Origin of the sequence: Isoptericola haloaureus (assembly GCF_036689775.1) — a bacterium.
Classification (GTDB): Bacteria; Actinomycetota; Actinomycetes; order Actinomycetales; family Cellulomonadaceae; genus Isoptericola; species Isoptericola haloaureus.
In genome coordinates this window covers 59120-76155 of sequence record NZ_JBAGLP010000097.1, presented here as the reverse complement: position 1 = coordinate 76155, position 17036 = coordinate 59120, and the positions used below count along the sequence as shown (strand labels likewise).

The window sequence follows — 17036 nt, the reverse complement described above, 5'->3', positions numbered from 1 at the left end:
ACCCGCCGCAGGGGTCGGCGGGTCCGGACGTCGGGTCCGGCCGGGCGCGGAGGGGAAGGTGCGCCCGGCGTGCTGCGCGGCCTCAGCCGCGCATGTCCATCACGACGCGGCCGTCGATGGCGCCGGCCAGCATCTCGTCGAAGATCTCGTTGATGTCGCCCAGGGGGCGCACCGTGTAGGTCGGGTCGACCTCGCCGCGGGCGAAGAAGTCCAGCGCCTCGGCCATGTCGGCGCGGGTGCCGACGATGGAGCCGCGCACGGTCAGGCCGAACAGCACGGTGGAGAAGATGTCCAGGCCGAACTCCTCCGGCGGCAGGCCCACCAGGGACACGGTGCCGCCGCGGCGCAGCCCGCCGACGGCCTGGGGGAAGGCCTTGCCGTTGACGGCGGTGACCAGTCCGCCGTGCGCTCCCCCGCCGGTGACCTCCTGGATCCTGGCGGTGACGTCGGGGTCGGTGGCGGCGTTGACGGTGGCCTCGGCGCCGTGCCGGCGGGCCAGGGCGAGCTTGTCGTCGGCGACGTCGACGGCCACGACGCGCATGCCCATGGCGCGCGCGTACTGCACGGCGATGTGGCCCAGGCCGCCGATGCCGGAGACGAGGACCCACTGGCCGGGCTTGACCTCGGACTGCTTGAGACCCTTGTACACCGTGACCCCGGCGCACAGGATCGGGGCGGCGGCGGCCAGGTCGACGCCGGCGGGGATGATCGGGGCGAAGCGCGCGTCGACCAGCATGTACTGGCCGAAGGAGCCGTCGACGCTGTAGCCGCCGTTGGTCTGGTGCGGGCACAGGGTCTCGCGGCCGGTCTCGCAGAACTCGCACTCGCCGCACGCGCTCCACAGCCAGGCGTTGCCGACGGTGTCGCCCACGGCCAGGCGGGTGACGTCGTCGGCCACGGCGACGACCTCGCCGACGCCCTCGTGGCCGGGCACGAACGGCGGGACGGGCTTGACCGGCCAGTCGCCGTGGGCGGCGTGCAGGTCGGTGTGGCACACGCCGGAGTACAGGACCTTGACCAGCGCCTGGCCGGGGCCGGGCTCCGGCAGGGCGACGTCGGTGATCTCCAACGGCGCGGCGAACTGGGTGACGACGGCTGCCTTCATGCTCATGGTGACCTCCTAGGGTCGCGCCGGGGCGGTGTCTCGGGAGGTGCCTGCCGCTGCCGTGCGGCGGCTCCCCGGCTCCGACGCCCAGTCTACCGCTTGTGGTCTGACCATAGGGTGCGCGGCGGTGTGGAGTGCGCCACGTCTATCGGTTGCTGTAGAGTAACGGTTACTGATGAGCAACATTGTGTCCGCCCACGCCGTGCTCGACGCCCTCGGGGACCCGACCCGTCGGCAGATCGTCGAGCGCCTGGGCCGCGGTCCCCGGCCGGTGGGTGCGCTGGCCGACGCGCTGCCCGTCGGGCGGCCCGCCGTGAGCAAGCACCTGCGCGTGCTGGCCGACGCCGGGCTGGTGCGGCACACCGCCGTGGGCACGCGACACCTGTACTCGCTGGCGCCGGCGGGCCGCGACGCCGTGCAGGCGTGGCTGACCGAGCAGTGGGGCGAGGTCCTGGGGGCCTTCGCCGAGCACGTCCAGACCCTCGAGCACGCCGAGCAGCGGAGGCCACCATGAACGTCGAACCCGTCGTGTGCCAGGTCGTCGTGCCCTGCCCACCGGCACGGGCCCACCGCCTGTTCGTCGACGACATCGGCACCTGGTGGCCGCTGGGCGAGCACGGCGTCTTCGGCGCGGGCGGCACCGTGACCGTGACCGAGGGACGCATCGTCGAGACCGGCCCGGACGGGCGCACCGCCGTGTGGGGCACGCTCACCGACGTCGCCGAGCCCGGCCTGCTGGCCTTCACCTGGCACCCGGGCGCCGACCCCGAGGCCGCGACCCACGTCCGGGTCACCTTCGCCGACGACGGCGCCGGGGGCACCCGGGTCGAGCTCGTGCACACCGGCTGGCCGGCGCACCGGGACCCCCGCGCCGCGCGGGAGGCCTACGACCGTGGCTGGCCCGGCGTGCTGGCGGCGCTGGCCGCGGCCGCCTGAGCCCCGTCCCCCGCGCCGAGGCGGTCGCGCAGGTGCGCGGCCAGGCGCACCGACGCCTCGATCTCGGCGCGCCGGATGGAGACCGACTCCACGTTGAACCCGAACGGGATCCGGTGCCGCGTGCAGAACTGGGCCAGGTCCTCGGCGATCGCCACGCACTGGTCGTAGCTGGTCGCCAGCGGGTCGTCGGTGTGCCGCAGGTCGTTGCGCATCCAGGTCGGCACGTGCACCCCCAGCCACTCCAGGAAGGCCAGGGTGCGCTCCGAGCCGCACACCGACAGCGTGAACACCACCGGCACCGTCGTGCTGCCCGCGTCGCCGCAGGCGTAGTGGTAGTCCGAGACCATCGACTTGGCCGCCCCGACGTCGTAGACGACCTGGGTGACGAAGAAGCTCGCCCCGGCCGCCTGCTTGGCGCGCATGCGCTCGTGCTCTCCCCCGCGCGAGGCGTGCCGCTCGGGGATCGCCACCCCGCCGGTGGCCAGGTCCGGTGCGTGCTCGCGGCGCAGCCGCCAGGCCTCGGGCAGCGTGGTGCGCACCGCGCTGTCCGAGGAGGAGGCCCCCACCAGCACCGTGCGCACGCGCCGGACGTCCTGGGCCGCGAACCAGTCCGCCAGCGCCCGGGGGTCGTGCTTGCCCGCGCTGCGGTAGACGATCACCGGCCGGTCCCAGGAGCCCAGGTGCTCCTCGGCGAAGTCCCCCGGGTCGAGGGTGGGCAGGTAGGGAAAGGGCCGCTCGTGGGGGTTGCGGTCGGACTCGTCGTCGATGTCGTAGATCACCAGCGCGTCCAGGTCCAGGTCGCGCAGACGCGCGCAGGTGCGCTCGGCGATGCGGCGGGCCTCGGCCGGCTCGGTGGACCGCCGCGGCGGGGTGATGGCGAACAGCAGCCACGGGCGGGACGGGGCGGCGTCGGACATGCGTCCACGCTAGCGGCGCCCGCCCGGCGGCGCCCGACGCCCGGTACCCCGCGGCCCGCCCACGCTCGCGCGGCACTTTCGCCGCAGGTCGACAGGCTTTTGAGCGCTGCGGCTGACAAAGTCCGTCGGCGCCGATAAGTTGAGCGGACGAGATCAATCCGTCTGCGCAAAGGAGCGTCATGACTTCCTCGACCCGTTCGCGCCGCCTGGTCGCGGCGTCCGCCACCGGCGCCGTCGCCGTGGGGCTGTGCGCCGCGGCCACCGCCCCGGCCGCCGCCGCCGAGCACGAGCTGGAGGAGATCCTCGTGGTCGGCAAGACCCTGGGGTTCCGGCACTCGCACATCGACGAGACCACCCACGCCCTGATCGACCTCGGCGCCGAGCACGGCTTCGACGTCGACGTGTGGGACCCGCCCAACGACTCCGGCGGCTGGTGGGGCCCCGGCTCGCCCGGCCAGCCCGACCTGACGATGGACACCACCCCGTTCACCACCGCCGCCGACCTCGAGCAGTACGACTCGATCGTGTTCGTCTCCCCGGTGGACAACACCAACAACCTCGACCCCGACCAGCCGCGACTGCTCGACGACGCCGAGCTCGCCGCGCTGCAGGGCTACGTCCACGACGGCGGCGGCGTGGTGGGCATCCACGCCGCCACCGACACGATGCACACCTCGAGCTGGTTCACCGACCTCATCGGCGGCGGGGCACGGTTCGCCGGGCACCCCCAGCAGCAGACCGCCACCATGCGCGTGGAGAACCCGGCGCACCCGTCCATGCTCGACGTGCCCACCGCCTGGGAGCGCTGGGACGAGTGGTACAACTACACGCTCAACCCCCGCGGGGAGGTCCAGGTGCTGATGACCCTGGACGAGTCCACCTACGACGGCGGCAGCATGGGCGCCGACCACCCGATCGCCTGGTGCCAGAACTTCGAGGGCGGGCGCTCCTGGCACCAGGGCGCCGGGCACGTCGACGAGTCCTGGTCCGACCCGACCTTCCTGACCTCGGTGCTGCGCGGCATCCGCTGGACCGCCGGCACCGTCAGCGGCGGCGGGGACTGCGTCACCTTCGGCGAGGTCGACGCCCTGGTGGCCGAGCTGCCCGCCGACACGGCCCGCGACCGGGTCGCGCTGGCCCAGCTCGAGCAGCGCCTGGACACCGCGCGCGAGCACGCCGAGGCCGGCGAGCACGACGACGCGGTGCGCACCCTGCGCCCCGCCCGCGCCCTGGCCGGCGCCCTGGTCGCCGACGACGCCGCGGCCGAGCACCTGGCCGGCAAGGTCGCCGACCTGATCACCTGGCAGCAGGCCGTGGCGACCACGTCCTGACCCCGCCCCTCGTCGGGCAGGGCCGGCGCCCCGCACCCGCACGGGTGCGGGGCGTCAGTCCTGCCCGGTGACCGTGCGCACCGCCTCGGCCACCGCCTCGGCCACGCGGTGGTCGAACACGCCGGGGATGACGAACGCGCTGTTGAGCTCGTCGTCGGCCACCACCCCGGCGATCGCCAGCGCCGCGACCCGCATCAGCTCGTCGGTGATCTCGGTCGCCCCGGAGTCCAGCAGCCCGCGGAACAGCCCCGGGAAGGCCAGCACGTTGTTGATCTGGTTGGGGTGGTCGCTGCGGCCGGTGGCCACCACCGCCGCGTGCTCCGAGGCCTCGACCGGGTCCACCTCCGGGGTGGGGTTGGCCAGCGCGAACACGATCGCGTCGTCGGCCATGCGGGCCACGTCGGCCCCGGTGAGGATGTCGCCCGCCGAGACGCCGACGAACACGTCGGCGCCCACCAGGCCCTCGCGCAGCGTGCCGGTGAACCCCTCGGGGTTGGTGTGCTCGGCGATCCAGGTGCGGTGCGGGTCGTCCTGCGGCGCGCCGGGGCGCAGCGCGCCGGTGCGGCCGAAGGCGACGATGTGCTCGGCGCCCTGGGCGCGCAGCAGCCGCACGATCGCGTTGCCGGCCGCGCCCACGCCGGAGACGACGATGCGCACCCGCGAGATGTCCTTGCCCACCACCTTCAGCGCGTTGACCAGGGCGGCCAGCACCACGATCGCGGTGCCGTGCTGGTCGTCGTGGAACACCGGGATGTCCAGCTCGGCGCGCAGACGCGCCTCGATCTCGAAGCAGCGCGGGGCGGCGATGTCCTCGAGGTTGACTCCCCCGTACACCGGGGCGATCGCCTTGACGATCGCGACGATCTCGTCGGTATCGGTGGTGTCCAGGCACACCGGCCAGGCGTCCACCCCCGCGAACTGCTTGAACAGCGCCGCCTTGCCCTCCATCACCGGCAGCGCCGCGGCCGGGCCGATGTCGCCCAGGCCCAGCACCGCGGTGCCGTCGGTGACCACGGCGACCGTGTTGCGCTTGATGGTCAGCCGGCGCGCGTCGTCGGGGTTGTCCGCGATCGCGGTGCACACCCGCGCCACCCCGGGGGTGTAGGCCCGCGACAGGTCCCGGCGGGTCTTGATCGGCGACTTCAGCGCCACCTCGATCTTGCCGCCCAGGTGCAGCAGGAACGTCGAGTCCGACCACTTGAGCACGTGCACGCCCTCGAGCTCCTCCAGCGCCGCCGCCACCCGCTCGCCGTGCTCGGCGTCGACGGTGTCGCAGGTCACGTCCACCACCAGCCCGTGCGAGGTCGAGTGGGCGATGTCCACGCCGGTGACCGCCGCACCGGTGTCGGCCACGGCCGCCACGACGGTGCTCGAGGCCCGCTGGGAGGCCGGGACCTGCACGCGCAGGGTGATGGTGTAGCTGGGGCTGGGCAGTGCCACGGTGCATCCTTCCGCGGCGGCGACGGTGCCGCCCGGTCGAGAACGGGTCGAGGGCCCCAGTATGGCGCGTCGACCAGCGCGGACGTCGCCCCCGCACCGGGCGGTGGTTATCGTGCCCCGGTGACGTACCAGCAGCAGGACCTCGACACCGCCGTGCACGAGCTCGTGGCCGCGTGGCTCGGGCCCGTCCGCGTCGTGGCCGAGCACTCCTCGGGCCTGCTCGGGACCCGCGTGTGGCAGGTCCGGGCCGACGACGGCACCCGGGCGGCCGTCAAGCGCTACGCCGGCGCCGACCGCCACTTCGAGCGCGAGCTGGCCGCGCACACCCAGGTCCTGGCCGACATGACTGGCCGGGCCGGCCACGCCGACCAGGCCGACCAGGGCCGCTTCCCCCGGCTTCTCGGCGCCGACCGCGACCACCGCCTGCTCGTGCTCGCCTGGCTCCCGGGACGCCTCGTCGAGCACCAGCCGGCCGAGGAGCAGCCCGACACCTACCGGCAGGCCGGGACGCTGCTGGCCCGGCTGCACGCGGCCGGCTCGCGCGTGGACGGCGACTGGGAGGCGGCCGAGCACTCCCGCACCCTGGAGCTGCTCGCGGCCGAGCACCGCATCGCCCCGGCGACCGTCGCCCGCCTGCGGGCGGCCCTGGCCCGGCACGAGCACCCGCCGGTCCGGGTAGTGCCCACCCACGGCGACTTCCACCCGCGCAACTGGGTCGTCGACGACGCCGGGACCGTGCGCCTGATCGACTTCGGGCGCCACGCCTGGCGTCCGCCCGTCACGGACCTGGCGCGCCTGGACGCCCAGCAGCTCGCCGGCCGGCCGGACCTGACCGCCGCGTTCGTCGAGGGCTACGGCACCGACCCCCGTCGCGGGCCCGGCTGGCGGCGCGTGCGCCTGCGCGAGGCGATCGCCGCGGCGGTCTGGTCCCACCGGGTCGGGGCGTCGTCGCTGGAGGCGCAGGGCCACCGGATGATCGCCGCGGCGCTCGCGGACGAGGAGGCGGCCGGGGCCGTCGGCTGACGCCGGATCAGCACGCTGGCGGCCGCCGCCAGAGCGCAGAGGACCGCCACGGCGACGAACGCCGGGCCGTAGGACCCCGTCAGGTCGCGCACGACGCCGGCGCCCAGCGCGGCCCCGGCGGCCCCGACCTGGTGGGCGCCGGTCAGCCAGGCGAACACCACGGCGCCGTCGAGGTCGAAGTACTCGCGGCACAGCGCGACCGTGGGCGGCACGGTGGCCAGGTCCAGCAGGCCGAAGGAGACGGCGAAGACCACCAGCGCGGGGGTGAGGTCCGGCCCGAGCAGCACGGGCAGCGCCGCCAGGCTCACCGCCCGCAGGGCGTAGGTGCCCGCGAGCAGCAGGCGCGGGTCCACCCGGTCGGTGCCCCACCCGGCCGCGACCGTGCCGGCCACGTTGACCGCCCCCATGACCGCCAGCAGCGTCGAGGCGAGCGCGGGGGCGAGCCCGACGTCGGCGGCCGCCGGCACGAAGTGGCTCATCATCACCCCGTTCGTCGAGGCCCCGCACACCGCGAAGGTGGCCACCACGAGCCAGAACGGACCCGTGCGTGCCAGGCGCGTCAGCGCGGCCAGGCTGCGTCGCATCGTGCCCCGGTCCAGGACCGGCGCCGTGGGTGCCGACCCGGCCGCCCACGGCGCCCGCACCGGTGCCCGGCCGTCGGGGCCGTCGGCTCCGGGCCGGTCGCGCAGCAGGCCGGCGGCGGCCAGCGCCACCACCCCGGCAGCGCCGGCGGCGACCCAGGTCGCCGCCCGCCAGCCCGCCGTCGTGGTCAGCCCGGCCAGCACCGGCAGCAGCACCATGCCGCCGACCATCGTCCCCGACGTCAGCAGGCCGGTGACCAGCCCCCGGTGCCGGGTGAACCACCGCTCGGCCACCAGCGCCCCGAAGGCGGTGGCGATCGCGCCGCAGCCCAGTCTCACCAGCACACCCCAGGCCAGCACGAGCTGCCACGAGGCGGTCACGGCCGTGGTCGCGGCGGCCCCGCCGGCTACGAGCAGCAGCGCCACCACGGCGACACGGCGTACGCCCAGGCGGTCCGTCGCCGCCGCCGCGAACGGCGCGGTGAGCCCGTACAGCACCGCGTTGACCGCGATCGCGACCGAGATCGTGCCGTAGGACCAGCCGAGCTCGTCGTGCAGCGGGCCCACGAGCAGGTTGGGCAGGCCGACGAACACCCCGGCGCAGACGATGACCACGAACGCGGTGGCGGCCACGACCACCGCGCGGGGCGCCGGTGGGCCCCCCGTCGGCGGCGAGGTCACGGGGCGCGGTGCAGGACGGGAGCGTCGTCGGAGTGCCATGGCTCCACGGTGCGCGGCGGGCGACCCGCCCCACGAGTGGCCAGAAGGTCAAGTGATGAAAGAATCGGGCCATGTCCGTCCAGCCGGGATCAGGCCCCGCACGCCGGGCCGACGCCGTCTCCCGGCCCCACCGCGTCGCCGTGCTGGTCCGGCCCGGGGTGATGCCGCTCGAGCTCGGCCTCTGCCACCAGCTGTTCGGCCGGGCCCGCGACACGGCCGGCCGCGCGCCGTACACCGTGACCACGTGCGCGCCCGCACCCGGTCCGGTGCCGACCGACGCCGACTTCACGATCCACGTCGCCGCCGGGCCGGAGGCGCTGGCCGCGGCGGACACCGTCGTCGTGCTCGCCTCCCACGCCCCGGGCGAGACCGAGATGACCGGGACGCTGGGCCCCGACCTGGCCGCCGCCTGGGACCGGGTGCGGCCCGGGGCGCGGCTGGCGTCGATCTGCACCGGCGCGTACGTGCTCGCTGCCGCCGGGGTCCTGGACGGCCGGCGCGCCACCACGCACTGGAACTCCGCCGCCGACCTGGCACGCCGCTTCCCCGCCGTGCAGGTCGACCCCGACGTGCTGTTCGTCGACACCGGCGACGTGCTCACCTCCGCCGGCGAGGCGGCCGGGATCGACCTGTGCCTGCACCTGATCCGGCGCGACCACGGCGCGGCCGTGGCCAACGACGTCGCCCGTGCCGCCGTCGTGCCGCCGTACCGCGAGGGCGGGCAGGCGCAGTACATCCCGCGCCCCGCCGCCTCCCCGCACGGGCCGGTGACGGCATCGGCCCGCGCCTGGGCGCTGGACCGCCTCGACCAGGACCTCTCGCTGGCCTCCTGGGCCGCCGCCCAGGCGATGAGCGTCCGCACCCTGACCCGCCGCTTCGCCCAGGAGACCGGGCTGTCGCCCTGGCAGTGGCTGACGGCCCAGCGCGTGGCCCGTGCCCGCGAGCTCCTGGAGAGCACCGACCTGTCCGTGGACCGGGTGGCCGCCCAGGTCGGGTTCGGCACGGCGGTGTCCCTACGCACCCACCTGCACGAACGCCTCGGGGTGACGCCGTCGGCCTACCGGGCCACGTTCCGCGGCCCGGCGGCCGTGACGTCCTGAGGGTCAGCGCCAGCCGAGCTGCGGGGCCACGTGCCGCACCACGTTGTCGATGACGTGGGCGTTGTAGTCCACCCCGAGCTGGTTCGGCACCGTCAGCAGCAGCGTGTCCGCCGCCGCGACGGCCGAGTCCTCGGCCAGGTCGGCCACGATCTGGTCGACCTCGCCGGCGTAGGTCTTGCCGAACCGGGCCCGGCCGCCGTCGAGCACGCCCACCTGGTCCGTCGAGCCGGTCGCCGTGCCGAAGTAGGCACGGTCGCGGTCGTCGGTGATCGGGAACACCGACCGGGACACCGACACCCGCGGGGTGTGCGCGTGGCCGGCCGCCGTCCACGCGTCGCGGAACCGCTGGATCTGCTCGGCCTGCAGCTCGTGGAACGGCACCCCCGTGTCCTCGGTCAGCAGCGTCGAGCTCATGAGGTTCATCCCCTGGGTTGCGGCCCACTCGGCCGTCGCCCGCGAACCCGCACCCCACCAGATGCGCTCGCGCAGGCCCGGGGAGTGCGGCTCCAGGCGCAGCAGGCCCGGTGGGTTGGGGAACATCGGACGCGGGTTCGGCTCGGCGAACCCCTCGCCCGTCAGCAGCTCGAGGAACCGCGCGGTGTGCCGGCGCGCCATGTCCGCGTCCGACTCCCCCGCGGCCGGGACGTGGTCGAAGTGCCGGTAGCCCTCGATCACCTGCTCCGGGCTGCCGCGCGAGATGCCGAGCTGCAGACGCCCGCCGGCGATGAGGTCCGCCGCGCCGGCGTCCTCGGTCATGTAGGCCGGGTTCTCGTAGCGCATGTCGATCACGCCCGTGCCGATCTCGATCCGGCGCGTGCGCGCCCCGACCGCGGCCAGCAGCGGGAACGGGCTGCCCAGCTGTCGTGCGAAGTGGTGCACCCGGAAGTAGGCGCCGTCGGCCCCGAGCTCCTCGGCGGCCTCGGCCAGCTCGATCGACTGGTGCAGCACGTCCGCCGCGCTGCGGGTGGCCGAGGACGGGTGGTCGGTCCAGTGACCGAAGGACAGGAAACCGATGTGCTTCATGTCCATGACAACCGATGGAACGGCACGACATTCCCGGCCCGGGTGCGATCGGCACCCCGTGCTCCTAGCGTGGGGTCATGCTGCTCGCCCACGACATCGCCGGTACCGGCCCGCACGTCGTCCTGCTGCACGCCGGTGTCGCCGACCGGAACATGTGGGACCCCGTCATGCACGGGCTGACCCAGGTCTTCCGCGTGCTGCGCCCCGACCTGCGGGGGTTCGGCGAGACTCCGCTGCCCGCCGAGGACTACGTCGACGCCGACGACGTCGCCGAGGTCATGGACGCCTGCGGCATGGACGACGCCGTCGTGGTCGGCAACAGCCTCGGCGGACGCGTCGCTCTCGAGCTCGCTACCCGCCACCCCGCCCGCGTGCGCGAGCTCGTGCTGCTCTCGCCGGCCTACCCCGACCTGCCGCCCAGCGACGCCCTGCACGACTTCATCGCCCGCGAGGAGACCCTGCTCGACGCCGGCGACCTCGAGGCCGCCGTCGCGCTCAACGTCGACACCTGGCTCGGGCCCGCCGCCGACGACGACACCCGGGCCGCGCTGGCACGCATGCAGCACCGTGCCTTCGACATCCAGCTCGCCGCCGAGGCCGACGCCGACGTGCGCGGCGCCGCGGTCGGTACACCCCGGCCCGTGGCGGTCGACCTCGACCAGATCCACGTGCCCACGCTCGTCGTCTCCGGTGCCCACGACCTGGACCACTTCCGCGCCGTCGCCGAGCGCCTCGTGGCCGCCCTGCCCAGCGCCGAGCACCTCGACCTCGACTGGGCGGGCCACCTGCCCACCCTGGAGAACCCCGACGCCATCGAGCCGCTCCTGCTCGACGTGCTGCGCGACGACCCCACCGTGCACGCACCGTGACGCCACCCCTCCCCCGCGCGGGTCGGTGTCCGCGGCAACCGGTGCGAAACACGGCTGGACGATGATGCCCGGATGAACATCGCCGTCGACTCCCCCGCCCGCGACGACGTCCGTGCCCTGCTGGACGAGCACCTGACCGAGATGCGCGCCACTTCGCCCGAGGAGTCCGTCCACGCCCTCGCCCCGGCGGCGCTCACGGCCCCCACCATCACGTTCCTCACCGCCCGCAGCGACGAGACCGGCGCCCTGCTGGGGTGCGGGGCCCTCAGCGAGCTCGCCCCGGGCCCGGGCGGGCACGGCGAGATCAAGTCGATGCGCACCGCCCGGAGCGCTCGAGGGCTCGGAGTCGCCACCCGGTTGCTGGGCGAGCTGCTCGCCCTGGCCGCCGAGCGCGGCTACGAACGGGTGAGCCTGGAGACCGGCTCGGAGCAGTTCTTCGCCCCGGCACGGCGGATCTACACCCGCCACGGGTTCGTCGAGTGCGAGCCGTTCGCCGACTACGTGCCCGATCCGAACAGCGTTTTCATGACGTTTGCCTTGCCCGTCCCGCCTCCTGAGGGCGATCGCTGAGCAGTCGTCGGGCCGCCATCACCGGGTTGCCCGCTGAAAGCGTCCGTGACACGCCGACATGGGTGACTCTGACCTGCGTCGGTGCAGGTCATCGCCGTGCCCGGACCAGTAGTCTCCCCCCATGGCCTACACGGAGAAGCGCACCGGAACCGGCGGCACGACGTCGTACGTGGGGCGCTTCCGGATCGACGGCCGCCTGCGCAGCACCCGGGCGTTCCGGGCCCGGCGCGACGCGCTGGCCGAGGCACGCCGGGCCGAGGAGGCAGGCAAGCGCGGCGACTGGGTCGACCCGAGGTCCGGCATGCTCACCGTGGCCGAGTGGTTCTCCGCGTGGCAGGCCGGCCGCGCGGACCGCGCCCCGCGGACCCTGGAGTCCGAGCGCGAGCGGTTCCGCTCCCTGGTCGCCCCCACCTTCGGCGAGGAGCCGTTGCGCCGGGTGACGCACGACGACGTCGCCCGGTGGGCGGTCGAGATGCGCGGACCCGGACGCACCGAGCCGGCCTCCGCGGCCCGGCGCCGCGACGCGGTGCGTTTGCTGGTGGCGCTGCTGGACGCGGCGGTGGACGCCCGCCGGCTGACGTCGAACCCGGCGCGCACCCCGTCCGGCCGGGTCCCGTCGCTGCCGCGTGCGTCCACGACGAAGCCGCACCGGTACCTGTCCCACGAGCAGCTGCGCCGCGTGGCCGACGCGACGACGTCCGCCCAGGCGCGCCCGCTGGTGCTCCTGGCCGGGCTGACCGGCCTGCGCTGGGGCGAGGTCTCGGCCCTGCGCACCGGGGACGTGGACCTGCTGCGCCGTCGTGTCACGGTCGAGCGCGCCTACACCCGCCTGGACGACGGCACCCTGCTGCTCGGCAACACCAAGACCCACGCGCGCCGGGAGGTGCCGGTCCCCCGAGTGCTGGAGCCCGAGCTGACCGACCGGCTCGGCGGCCGCCCGGGCACCGCGCTGCTGTTCACGGCGCGCGACGGCGGCCCGCTGCGCCGCGAGTCCTTCGACCGGCACGCCTTCCGTCCGGCCGTGCGCGCCGCCGGCGCTGCGGTGAGCACGCTGCAGGAGCTGCTCGGGCTGACCGCGACCGGGATCTACGACACGACGGCCCTGACCGCAGTGCGCCGGGTCCAGGCCGAGCACGAGCTGCCGGTCACCGGGGTCGTGGACCCCGCGACCTGGGCGGTGCTGGTCGCGGCCGACCGCACCCGTCGCGACGGGATGACCCGTGGCGAGAAGATCGCGCGCACCCGTCGCCTCGACGTCGTGGCCCGGGTGACCCTGCGCGCCGGCGCCGAGGACTTCGCCCCGCTGACCCTGCACGACTTGCGGCACACGGCGGCCTCCCTGGCCATCGCCAGCGGCGCGAGCGTCAAGGCCGTCCAGCGCATGCTCGGCCACGAGTCGCCGGTGCTGACGCTGCGCACCTACGCCGGTCTGTTCGAGGACGACCTCGACCGCCTCGGCGAGTCGATGTCCGCGCAGTTCGCGGCGCACGCCCCGACAACCGGTGCTCACGATGTGCTCAGCGAGGCGTCGTCGGCGCCCGCGGGAGTGGTCGACCTGTCCATGCGCGCGGCGCTCTGACCTGCACAGACGCGGCATCCTCTGCTCTGGAACCCTTGCCTGCGCACCCGCTTTGGAAAAGCGGGTGTCGGTTATTGGAAAAGAGGAGTAGGAGTAGTCTCAGGTGATGACGCAGACTACTCCGCAGGACCTGGATGTCGAGCCCGAGGCCTCCGACCTCGCCGCTCCCCCGCCGCCGGTCACCGCGCGCGACCGCGTGTTCGCCGCGGCCGACGCCCTGCTCGCCGACGACGAGCCCGTCACGGTCAGCACCGTGCGCGAACGGGCCGGCTGCTCCAACGCCACGGCCACCACCCACCTGCGCGCCTGGCGCGAGGCACGGGCCGCCGCCGCGGCCGACGCGGCGCGGCTGCCCGAGCTGCCGCGGTCGGTGGAGCTGCTCGTCGAGCGGGGCGTGGCCGGGCTGTGGGGGGCGGCCGTGCGTGCGGCGCGCGAGGAGCACACCGCGCAGGCGACCCGGAGGGACGAGGACCTCGCTACCGCGCGCGAGGACGCCGACCGGCTCGCCCGCGCGCTGGACACCGCCCGGGACGAGCGCGACGACGCCCGCGCCGCGCTGTCCCAACTGCGCGACCAGACGTCCGACCGGGTGGAGTCGTTGACCGAGCGGCTCGCGCAGGCCGAGGACGAGCGCACACGGGCCGCGGACGCCGCGCACCGGTCCGCGGGTCAGGTCGACGAGCTGCGCGAGACGCTGCAGCAGCTGCGCAGCCAGGCCGAGGAGCTGCGCAGGGACCTGGCCGCCGCCGTGGCGGCACGGGCCGACGCGGCCGAGCAGCGTGCCGAGGCGCGGGCGGCGGCCGAGGCCCGGCAGGACGCCCTGGCCGAGGCGCGATCGGTACTGGAGTCGGTGCGGACCGACCACCGGCGCGCCGAGGACGAACGGTCGCGCCTGGTCGCCGAGCTGGCAGCGGCCCGTGCCACGGCCGAGCGGTCCGCGGCCGAGGTCGGCTCGCTGCGCGAGGAGCTCGCCGCGGCCCGGTCGCGTGCCGAGGAGGCGGTGCACGAGACGGCGGTGCACGCGGCGGCGCGGGCCCGCGCCGAGGGCGAGCTCGCCGGCGTGCGCGCGGCGTCCACCCCCGCGGAGGGGAGCTGATGGCCGCGACGCCGCCGCGGCTGGACCGGACCTTCCGCTGGCGCGGACGCGAGATCGCCTGGACGCGCCTCGGCGCCGGCCCGCCGCTGGTGTTCTGCCACGGGACGCCGTGGTCGTCCTGGCTCTGGGCGCCGTACGCGCAGGCCCTGGCCCACGAGTTCACGGTCTACCTGTGGGACATGCCCGGCTACGGGTCCTCGTCGCACCTCCCGCAGCACGACGTGCACCTCGGGGTGCAGGGCGAGGCCTTCGCGGCGCTGCTGGAGCACTGGGAGCAGGAGGCCGGCGCACGGACCGCCGGCTGGCGTCCGCACGTCGTCGCCCACGACTACGGCGGTGCGGTCGCTCTGCGCGCGGCGCTGCTGCACGGTGCCCGGTACCGCTCGCTGTGCCTGGTCGACGTCGTGGCGCTGCGTCCCTGGGGCTCGCCGTTCTTCACCCTCGTGGGTGGGCACGCGGACGTGTTCGCCGCGCTGCCGCCGGCCGTGCACCGCGGGGCGCTGGAGGCCTACGTCCGCAGCGCGGGGTTCCGGCCGCTGGGCGACGACGACCTGGGGGCGCTGGTCGCGCCGTGGCTCGACGAGGCAGGGCGGGCCGCCTTCTACCGGCAGATCGCCCAGGCCGACGAGGGCTGGACGGCGGAGCTCGAGCCGCTGCTGGGGGACCTGGACCTGCCCGTGCACGTCGTCTGGGGCGCCGAGGACACCTGGATCCCGGTCGACCGGGCGCACCGGCTCGCCGACGCGCTCGGCGCCGGCCCACCCACGGTGCTGCCCGGGGCCGGGCACCTGGTCCAGCTCGACGCACCGGTCGCCCTGGCGACCGAGCTGCACCGGTGGCTGACGGCCGTGCGGTGAGGAGTCGCCGGCGCGCCGGCGACGCCGTTGCCGGCGTCAGTACCAGCCACCCCGGGTGTGCTGGAAGATCAGGTTCGTCTCGGTCAGCGCCACGCCCGGGTTGGCCGAGAGGTTCTCGATGACGAAGTCGTTGAGCACGTCGGAGTCGGGTGCGGTGACGTGCACGAAGAAGTCGTGCGCCCCGCCGATGAGGTAGACGTCCAGCACGCCGGGCAGCCGTGCCAGCTCGCGGGCGAAGGCCGGCAGGTGGGACCGGGCCGCGCCCTGCATGCGCACCGCGATGATCGCCTGCAGCGGGCGGCCGGCCAGCGCGGGGTCGACGTCGGCGTGGAAGCCGCGGATCACCCCCTCGTCGCGCAGGCGCCGCACGCGGGTCAGGCAGGTCGACGGGGCGATCCCGACCCGGGCCGCCAGGGCGTTGTTCGGCATGCGGGCGTCCTCGGCCAGCGCCGCCAGCAGGCGGTGGTCGATCCCGTCGAGGCGCACGGTCGCGCGCGCACGGCGTTCCAGTCCGGCGCCGCCGTCGACGCGGGTCCGAAGATCCTGCGAACGAGGTCCCCCAGACATCCGCGCGGACGAAGATCCGGTGCTCATTCCTCGACCCTACCGAAGGATCCACCAATCCTGCCGCGCGTGCCGAACGACGGGGTCACACTGGCAGTGAGCGCCGTCACATCCGGTCGGCGCGACCGTGCTCGCGAACCGAGCCGACCGAGAGGGCCACGATGGACGTCGCCGTCCCGAAGGAAGTCAAGAACCACGAAGACCGCGTCGCCATCACCCCGGCCGGCGTGCACGAGCTCGCCACGCGCGGTCACACCGTGCACGTCCAGGCCGGTGCCGGGCTGGGCGCGGGCATCACCGACGAGCAGTACGCCGCCGAGGGGGCCCGCATCGTCGAGGGTGCCGCCGCGACCTGGGACGCCGGGGAGATGGTGCTCAAGGTCAAGGAGCCCGTGGCCTCCGAGTACGAGCTGCTGCGCGAGGACCTGCTGCTGTTCACCTATCTGCACCTGGCCGCGGACAAGGCCCTGACCGAGGAGCTGCTCGCCCGTCGTGTCACCGCGGTGGCCTACGAGACGGTCCAGCACGCCGACGGCTTCCTGCCCCTGCTGGCGCCGATGTCGGAGGTCGCGGGCCGGCTCGCCACGCAGGTCGGGGCCGCCACGCTGCAGAACGCGGCCGGCGGGCGCGGCGTGCTGCTCGGCGGGGTCCCGGGCGTCCCGGCCGCGCAGGTGGTGATCATCGGCGCCGGCACCTCGGGCATGAACGCCGCTCGCATCGCCGTCGGCATGGGCGCCCACGTCACCCTGCTGGACACCAACGTCGACGTGCTGCGCGCCGCGGACCGCGAGTTCGCCGGCCGCGTGCAGACCCTGACCTCCAACCGGCTCAGCCTGCGCCAGGCCGTGCTCGAGGCGGACCTGGTCATCGGCGCGGTCCTGCTGCCCGGGGCCAAGGCACCCGTGCTCGTGCCGAACGAGCTGGTGGCGCAGATGCGACCCGGCGCGGTGCTCGTCGACATCGCCATCGACCAGGGTGGCTGCTTCGCCGACTCGCGGCCCACCACCCACGACCAGCCCACCTACCCGGTGCACGACACCGTGTTCTACTGCGTGGCCAACATGCCCGGCGCGGTCCCCCGGACCTCCACCTACGCCCTGACGAACGTCACCCTGCCCTACGCGGTGGCGCTCGCCGACTCCGGCTGGCGCGAGGCGCTCGGTGCCGACGCGGCACTGGCGCGCGGGCTGAACACCCACGACGGTCACGTCATGCACGCCGGCGTCGCCGAGGCGCACGGGCTGGACCACCGCGAGGTCGCGGGAGTGCTGTGAGGGGGCCCCGCCGCGGATCCACGCCCGCGCCCGGCGATGCCGGGCGCGGGC

Annotated in this window: 16 protein-coding genes and 1 pseudogene; 11 read left to right on the top strand and 6 right to left on the bottom strand. The window is 75.1% G+C overall.

Annotation, left to right across the window (positions count from 1 at the left end; translation table 11 throughout):
• Positions 1 to 82 precede the first annotated feature (82 nt).
• Positions 83 to 1111, bottom strand: a complete 1029-nt coding sequence (gene adhP / locus V5O49_RS00925; protein WP_332900579.1) for an alcohol dehydrogenase AdhP — start codon at positions 1109 to 1111, stop codon at positions 83 to 85.
• Between the two features lie 169 nt (positions 1112 to 1280).
• On the opposite strand from adhP, the gene V5O49_RS00920 reads away from it, so the two are divergent.
• The gene (locus V5O49_RS00920; RefSeq protein WP_332900578.1) at positions 1281 to 1619 is read left to right on the top strand and encodes an ArsR/SmtB family transcription factor; all 339 of its coding nucleotides are present in this window, start codon (positions 1281 to 1283) and stop codon (positions 1617 to 1619) included.
• Positions 1616 to 2041, top strand: coding sequence for an SRPBCC domain-containing protein (locus V5O49_RS00915; RefSeq protein ID WP_332900577.1), 426 nt, complete (start codon positions 1616 to 1618; stop codon positions 2039 to 2041). Before V5O49_RS00920 ends, V5O49_RS00915 begins: the two co-directional genes overlap by 4 nt.
• On the opposite strand, the gene V5O49_RS00910 is transcribed toward V5O49_RS00915, so the two are convergent.
• Positions 1990 to 2958 carry a methylenetetrahydrofolate reductase gene (locus V5O49_RS00910; RefSeq protein ID WP_332900576.1) on the bottom strand — a complete coding sequence of 323 codons (969 nt, stop codon included), beginning with the start codon at positions 2956 to 2958 and terminating at the stop codon, positions 1990 to 1992. The two genes, V5O49_RS00915 and V5O49_RS00910, sit on opposite strands and share 52 nt — an antisense overlap.
• A gap of 179 nt (positions 2959 to 3137) precedes the next feature.
• On the opposite strand from V5O49_RS00910, the gene V5O49_RS00905 reads away from it, so the two are divergent.
• A complete protein-coding gene (locus V5O49_RS00905; protein ID WP_332900575.1) occupies positions 3138 to 4289 on the top strand; it encodes a ThuA domain-containing protein in 1152 nt (383 codons plus the stop codon).
• 54 nt (positions 4290 to 4343) lie between these two features.
• Here V5O49_RS00905 and V5O49_RS00900 read toward each other — a convergent pair whose 3' ends face one another.
• Entirely contained in the window at positions 4344 to 5729 is a 1386-nt protein-coding gene (locus V5O49_RS00900; RefSeq protein ID WP_332900574.1) for an NAD-dependent malic enzyme, read from the bottom strand.
• A 120-nt stretch (positions 5730 to 5849) separates the two neighbouring features.
• Here V5O49_RS00900 and V5O49_RS00895 point away from each other — a divergent pair.
• A pseudogene (locus V5O49_RS00895) lies at positions 5850 to 6566 on the top strand (phosphotransferase enzyme family protein); the annotation flags it as partial.
• A 14-nt stretch (positions 6567 to 6580) separates the two neighbouring features.
• On the opposite strand, the gene V5O49_RS00890 reads toward V5O49_RS00895, so the two are convergent.
• Positions 6581 to 8053, bottom strand: a complete 1473-nt coding sequence (locus V5O49_RS00890) for an MFS transporter (protein WP_332900573.1) — start codon at positions 8051 to 8053, stop codon at positions 6581 to 6583.
• Between the two features lie 71 nt (positions 8054 to 8124).
• On the opposite strand from V5O49_RS00890, the gene V5O49_RS00885 reads away from it, so the two are divergent.
• Positions 8125 to 9153, top strand: a complete 1029-nt coding sequence (locus V5O49_RS00885; RefSeq protein ID WP_332900572.1) for a GlxA family transcriptional regulator — start codon at positions 8125 to 8127, stop codon at positions 9151 to 9153.
• 3 nt (positions 9154 to 9156) lie between these two features.
• Here the strand turns inward: V5O49_RS00885 and V5O49_RS00880 are convergent, their stop codons facing one another.
• Positions 9157 to 10176: an LLM class flavin-dependent oxidoreductase gene (locus V5O49_RS00880; protein ID WP_332900601.1), complete on the bottom strand. Its 1020-nt coding sequence runs from the start codon at positions 10174 to 10176 to the stop codon at positions 9157 to 9159.
• 77 nt (positions 10177 to 10253) lie between these two features.
• Between V5O49_RS00880 and V5O49_RS00875 the strand changes: the two genes are divergently transcribed.
• The 5 genes from V5O49_RS00875 to V5O49_RS00855 all read left to right on the top strand — a co-directional run bounded on the left by V5O49_RS00875 (position 10254) and on the right by V5O49_RS00855 (position 15147).
• Positions 10254 to 11045, top strand: a complete 792-nt coding sequence (locus V5O49_RS00875; RefSeq protein ID WP_332900571.1) for an alpha/beta fold hydrolase — start codon at positions 10254 to 10256, stop codon at positions 11043 to 11045.
• Between the two features lie 72 nt (positions 11046 to 11117).
• Complete coding sequence (locus V5O49_RS00870; RefSeq protein WP_278234440.1) at positions 11118 to 11615, top strand: GNAT family N-acetyltransferase; 498 nt, start codon at positions 11118 to 11120, stop codon at positions 11613 to 11615.
• A 121-nt stretch (positions 11616 to 11736) separates the two neighbouring features.
• Positions 11737 to 13194 carry a tyrosine-type recombinase/integrase gene (locus V5O49_RS00865; RefSeq protein WP_332900570.1) on the top strand — a complete coding sequence of 486 codons (1458 nt, stop codon included), beginning with the start codon at positions 11737 to 11739 and terminating at the stop codon, positions 13192 to 13194.
• A gap of 106 nt (positions 13195 to 13300) precedes the next feature.
• Positions 13301 to 14290, top strand: a complete 990-nt coding sequence (locus V5O49_RS00860; RefSeq protein WP_332900569.1) for a DNA-binding protein — start codon at positions 13301 to 13303, stop codon at positions 14288 to 14290.
• On the top strand, positions 14290 to 15147 hold the full coding sequence (locus tag V5O49_RS00855) for an alpha/beta fold hydrolase (protein WP_332900568.1): 858 nt from the start codon (positions 14290 to 14292) through the stop codon (positions 15145 to 15147). Before V5O49_RS00860 ends, V5O49_RS00855 begins: the two co-directional genes overlap by 1 nt.
• A gap of 36 nt (positions 15148 to 15183) precedes the next feature.
• Here the strand turns inward: V5O49_RS00855 and V5O49_RS00850 are convergent, their stop codons facing one another.
• Positions 15184 to 15741, bottom strand: coding sequence for an Lrp/AsnC family transcriptional regulator (locus V5O49_RS00850; RefSeq protein ID WP_332900567.1), 558 nt, complete (start codon positions 15739 to 15741; stop codon positions 15184 to 15186).
• A 131-nt stretch (positions 15742 to 15872) separates the two neighbouring features.
• Between V5O49_RS00850 and ald the strand changes: the two genes are divergently transcribed.
• Positions 15873 to 16985 carry an alanine dehydrogenase gene (gene ald / locus V5O49_RS00845; RefSeq protein ID WP_332900566.1) on the top strand — a complete coding sequence of 371 codons (1113 nt, stop codon included), beginning with the start codon at positions 15873 to 15875 and terminating at the stop codon, positions 16983 to 16985.
• Positions 16986 to 17036 lie beyond the last annotated feature (51 nt).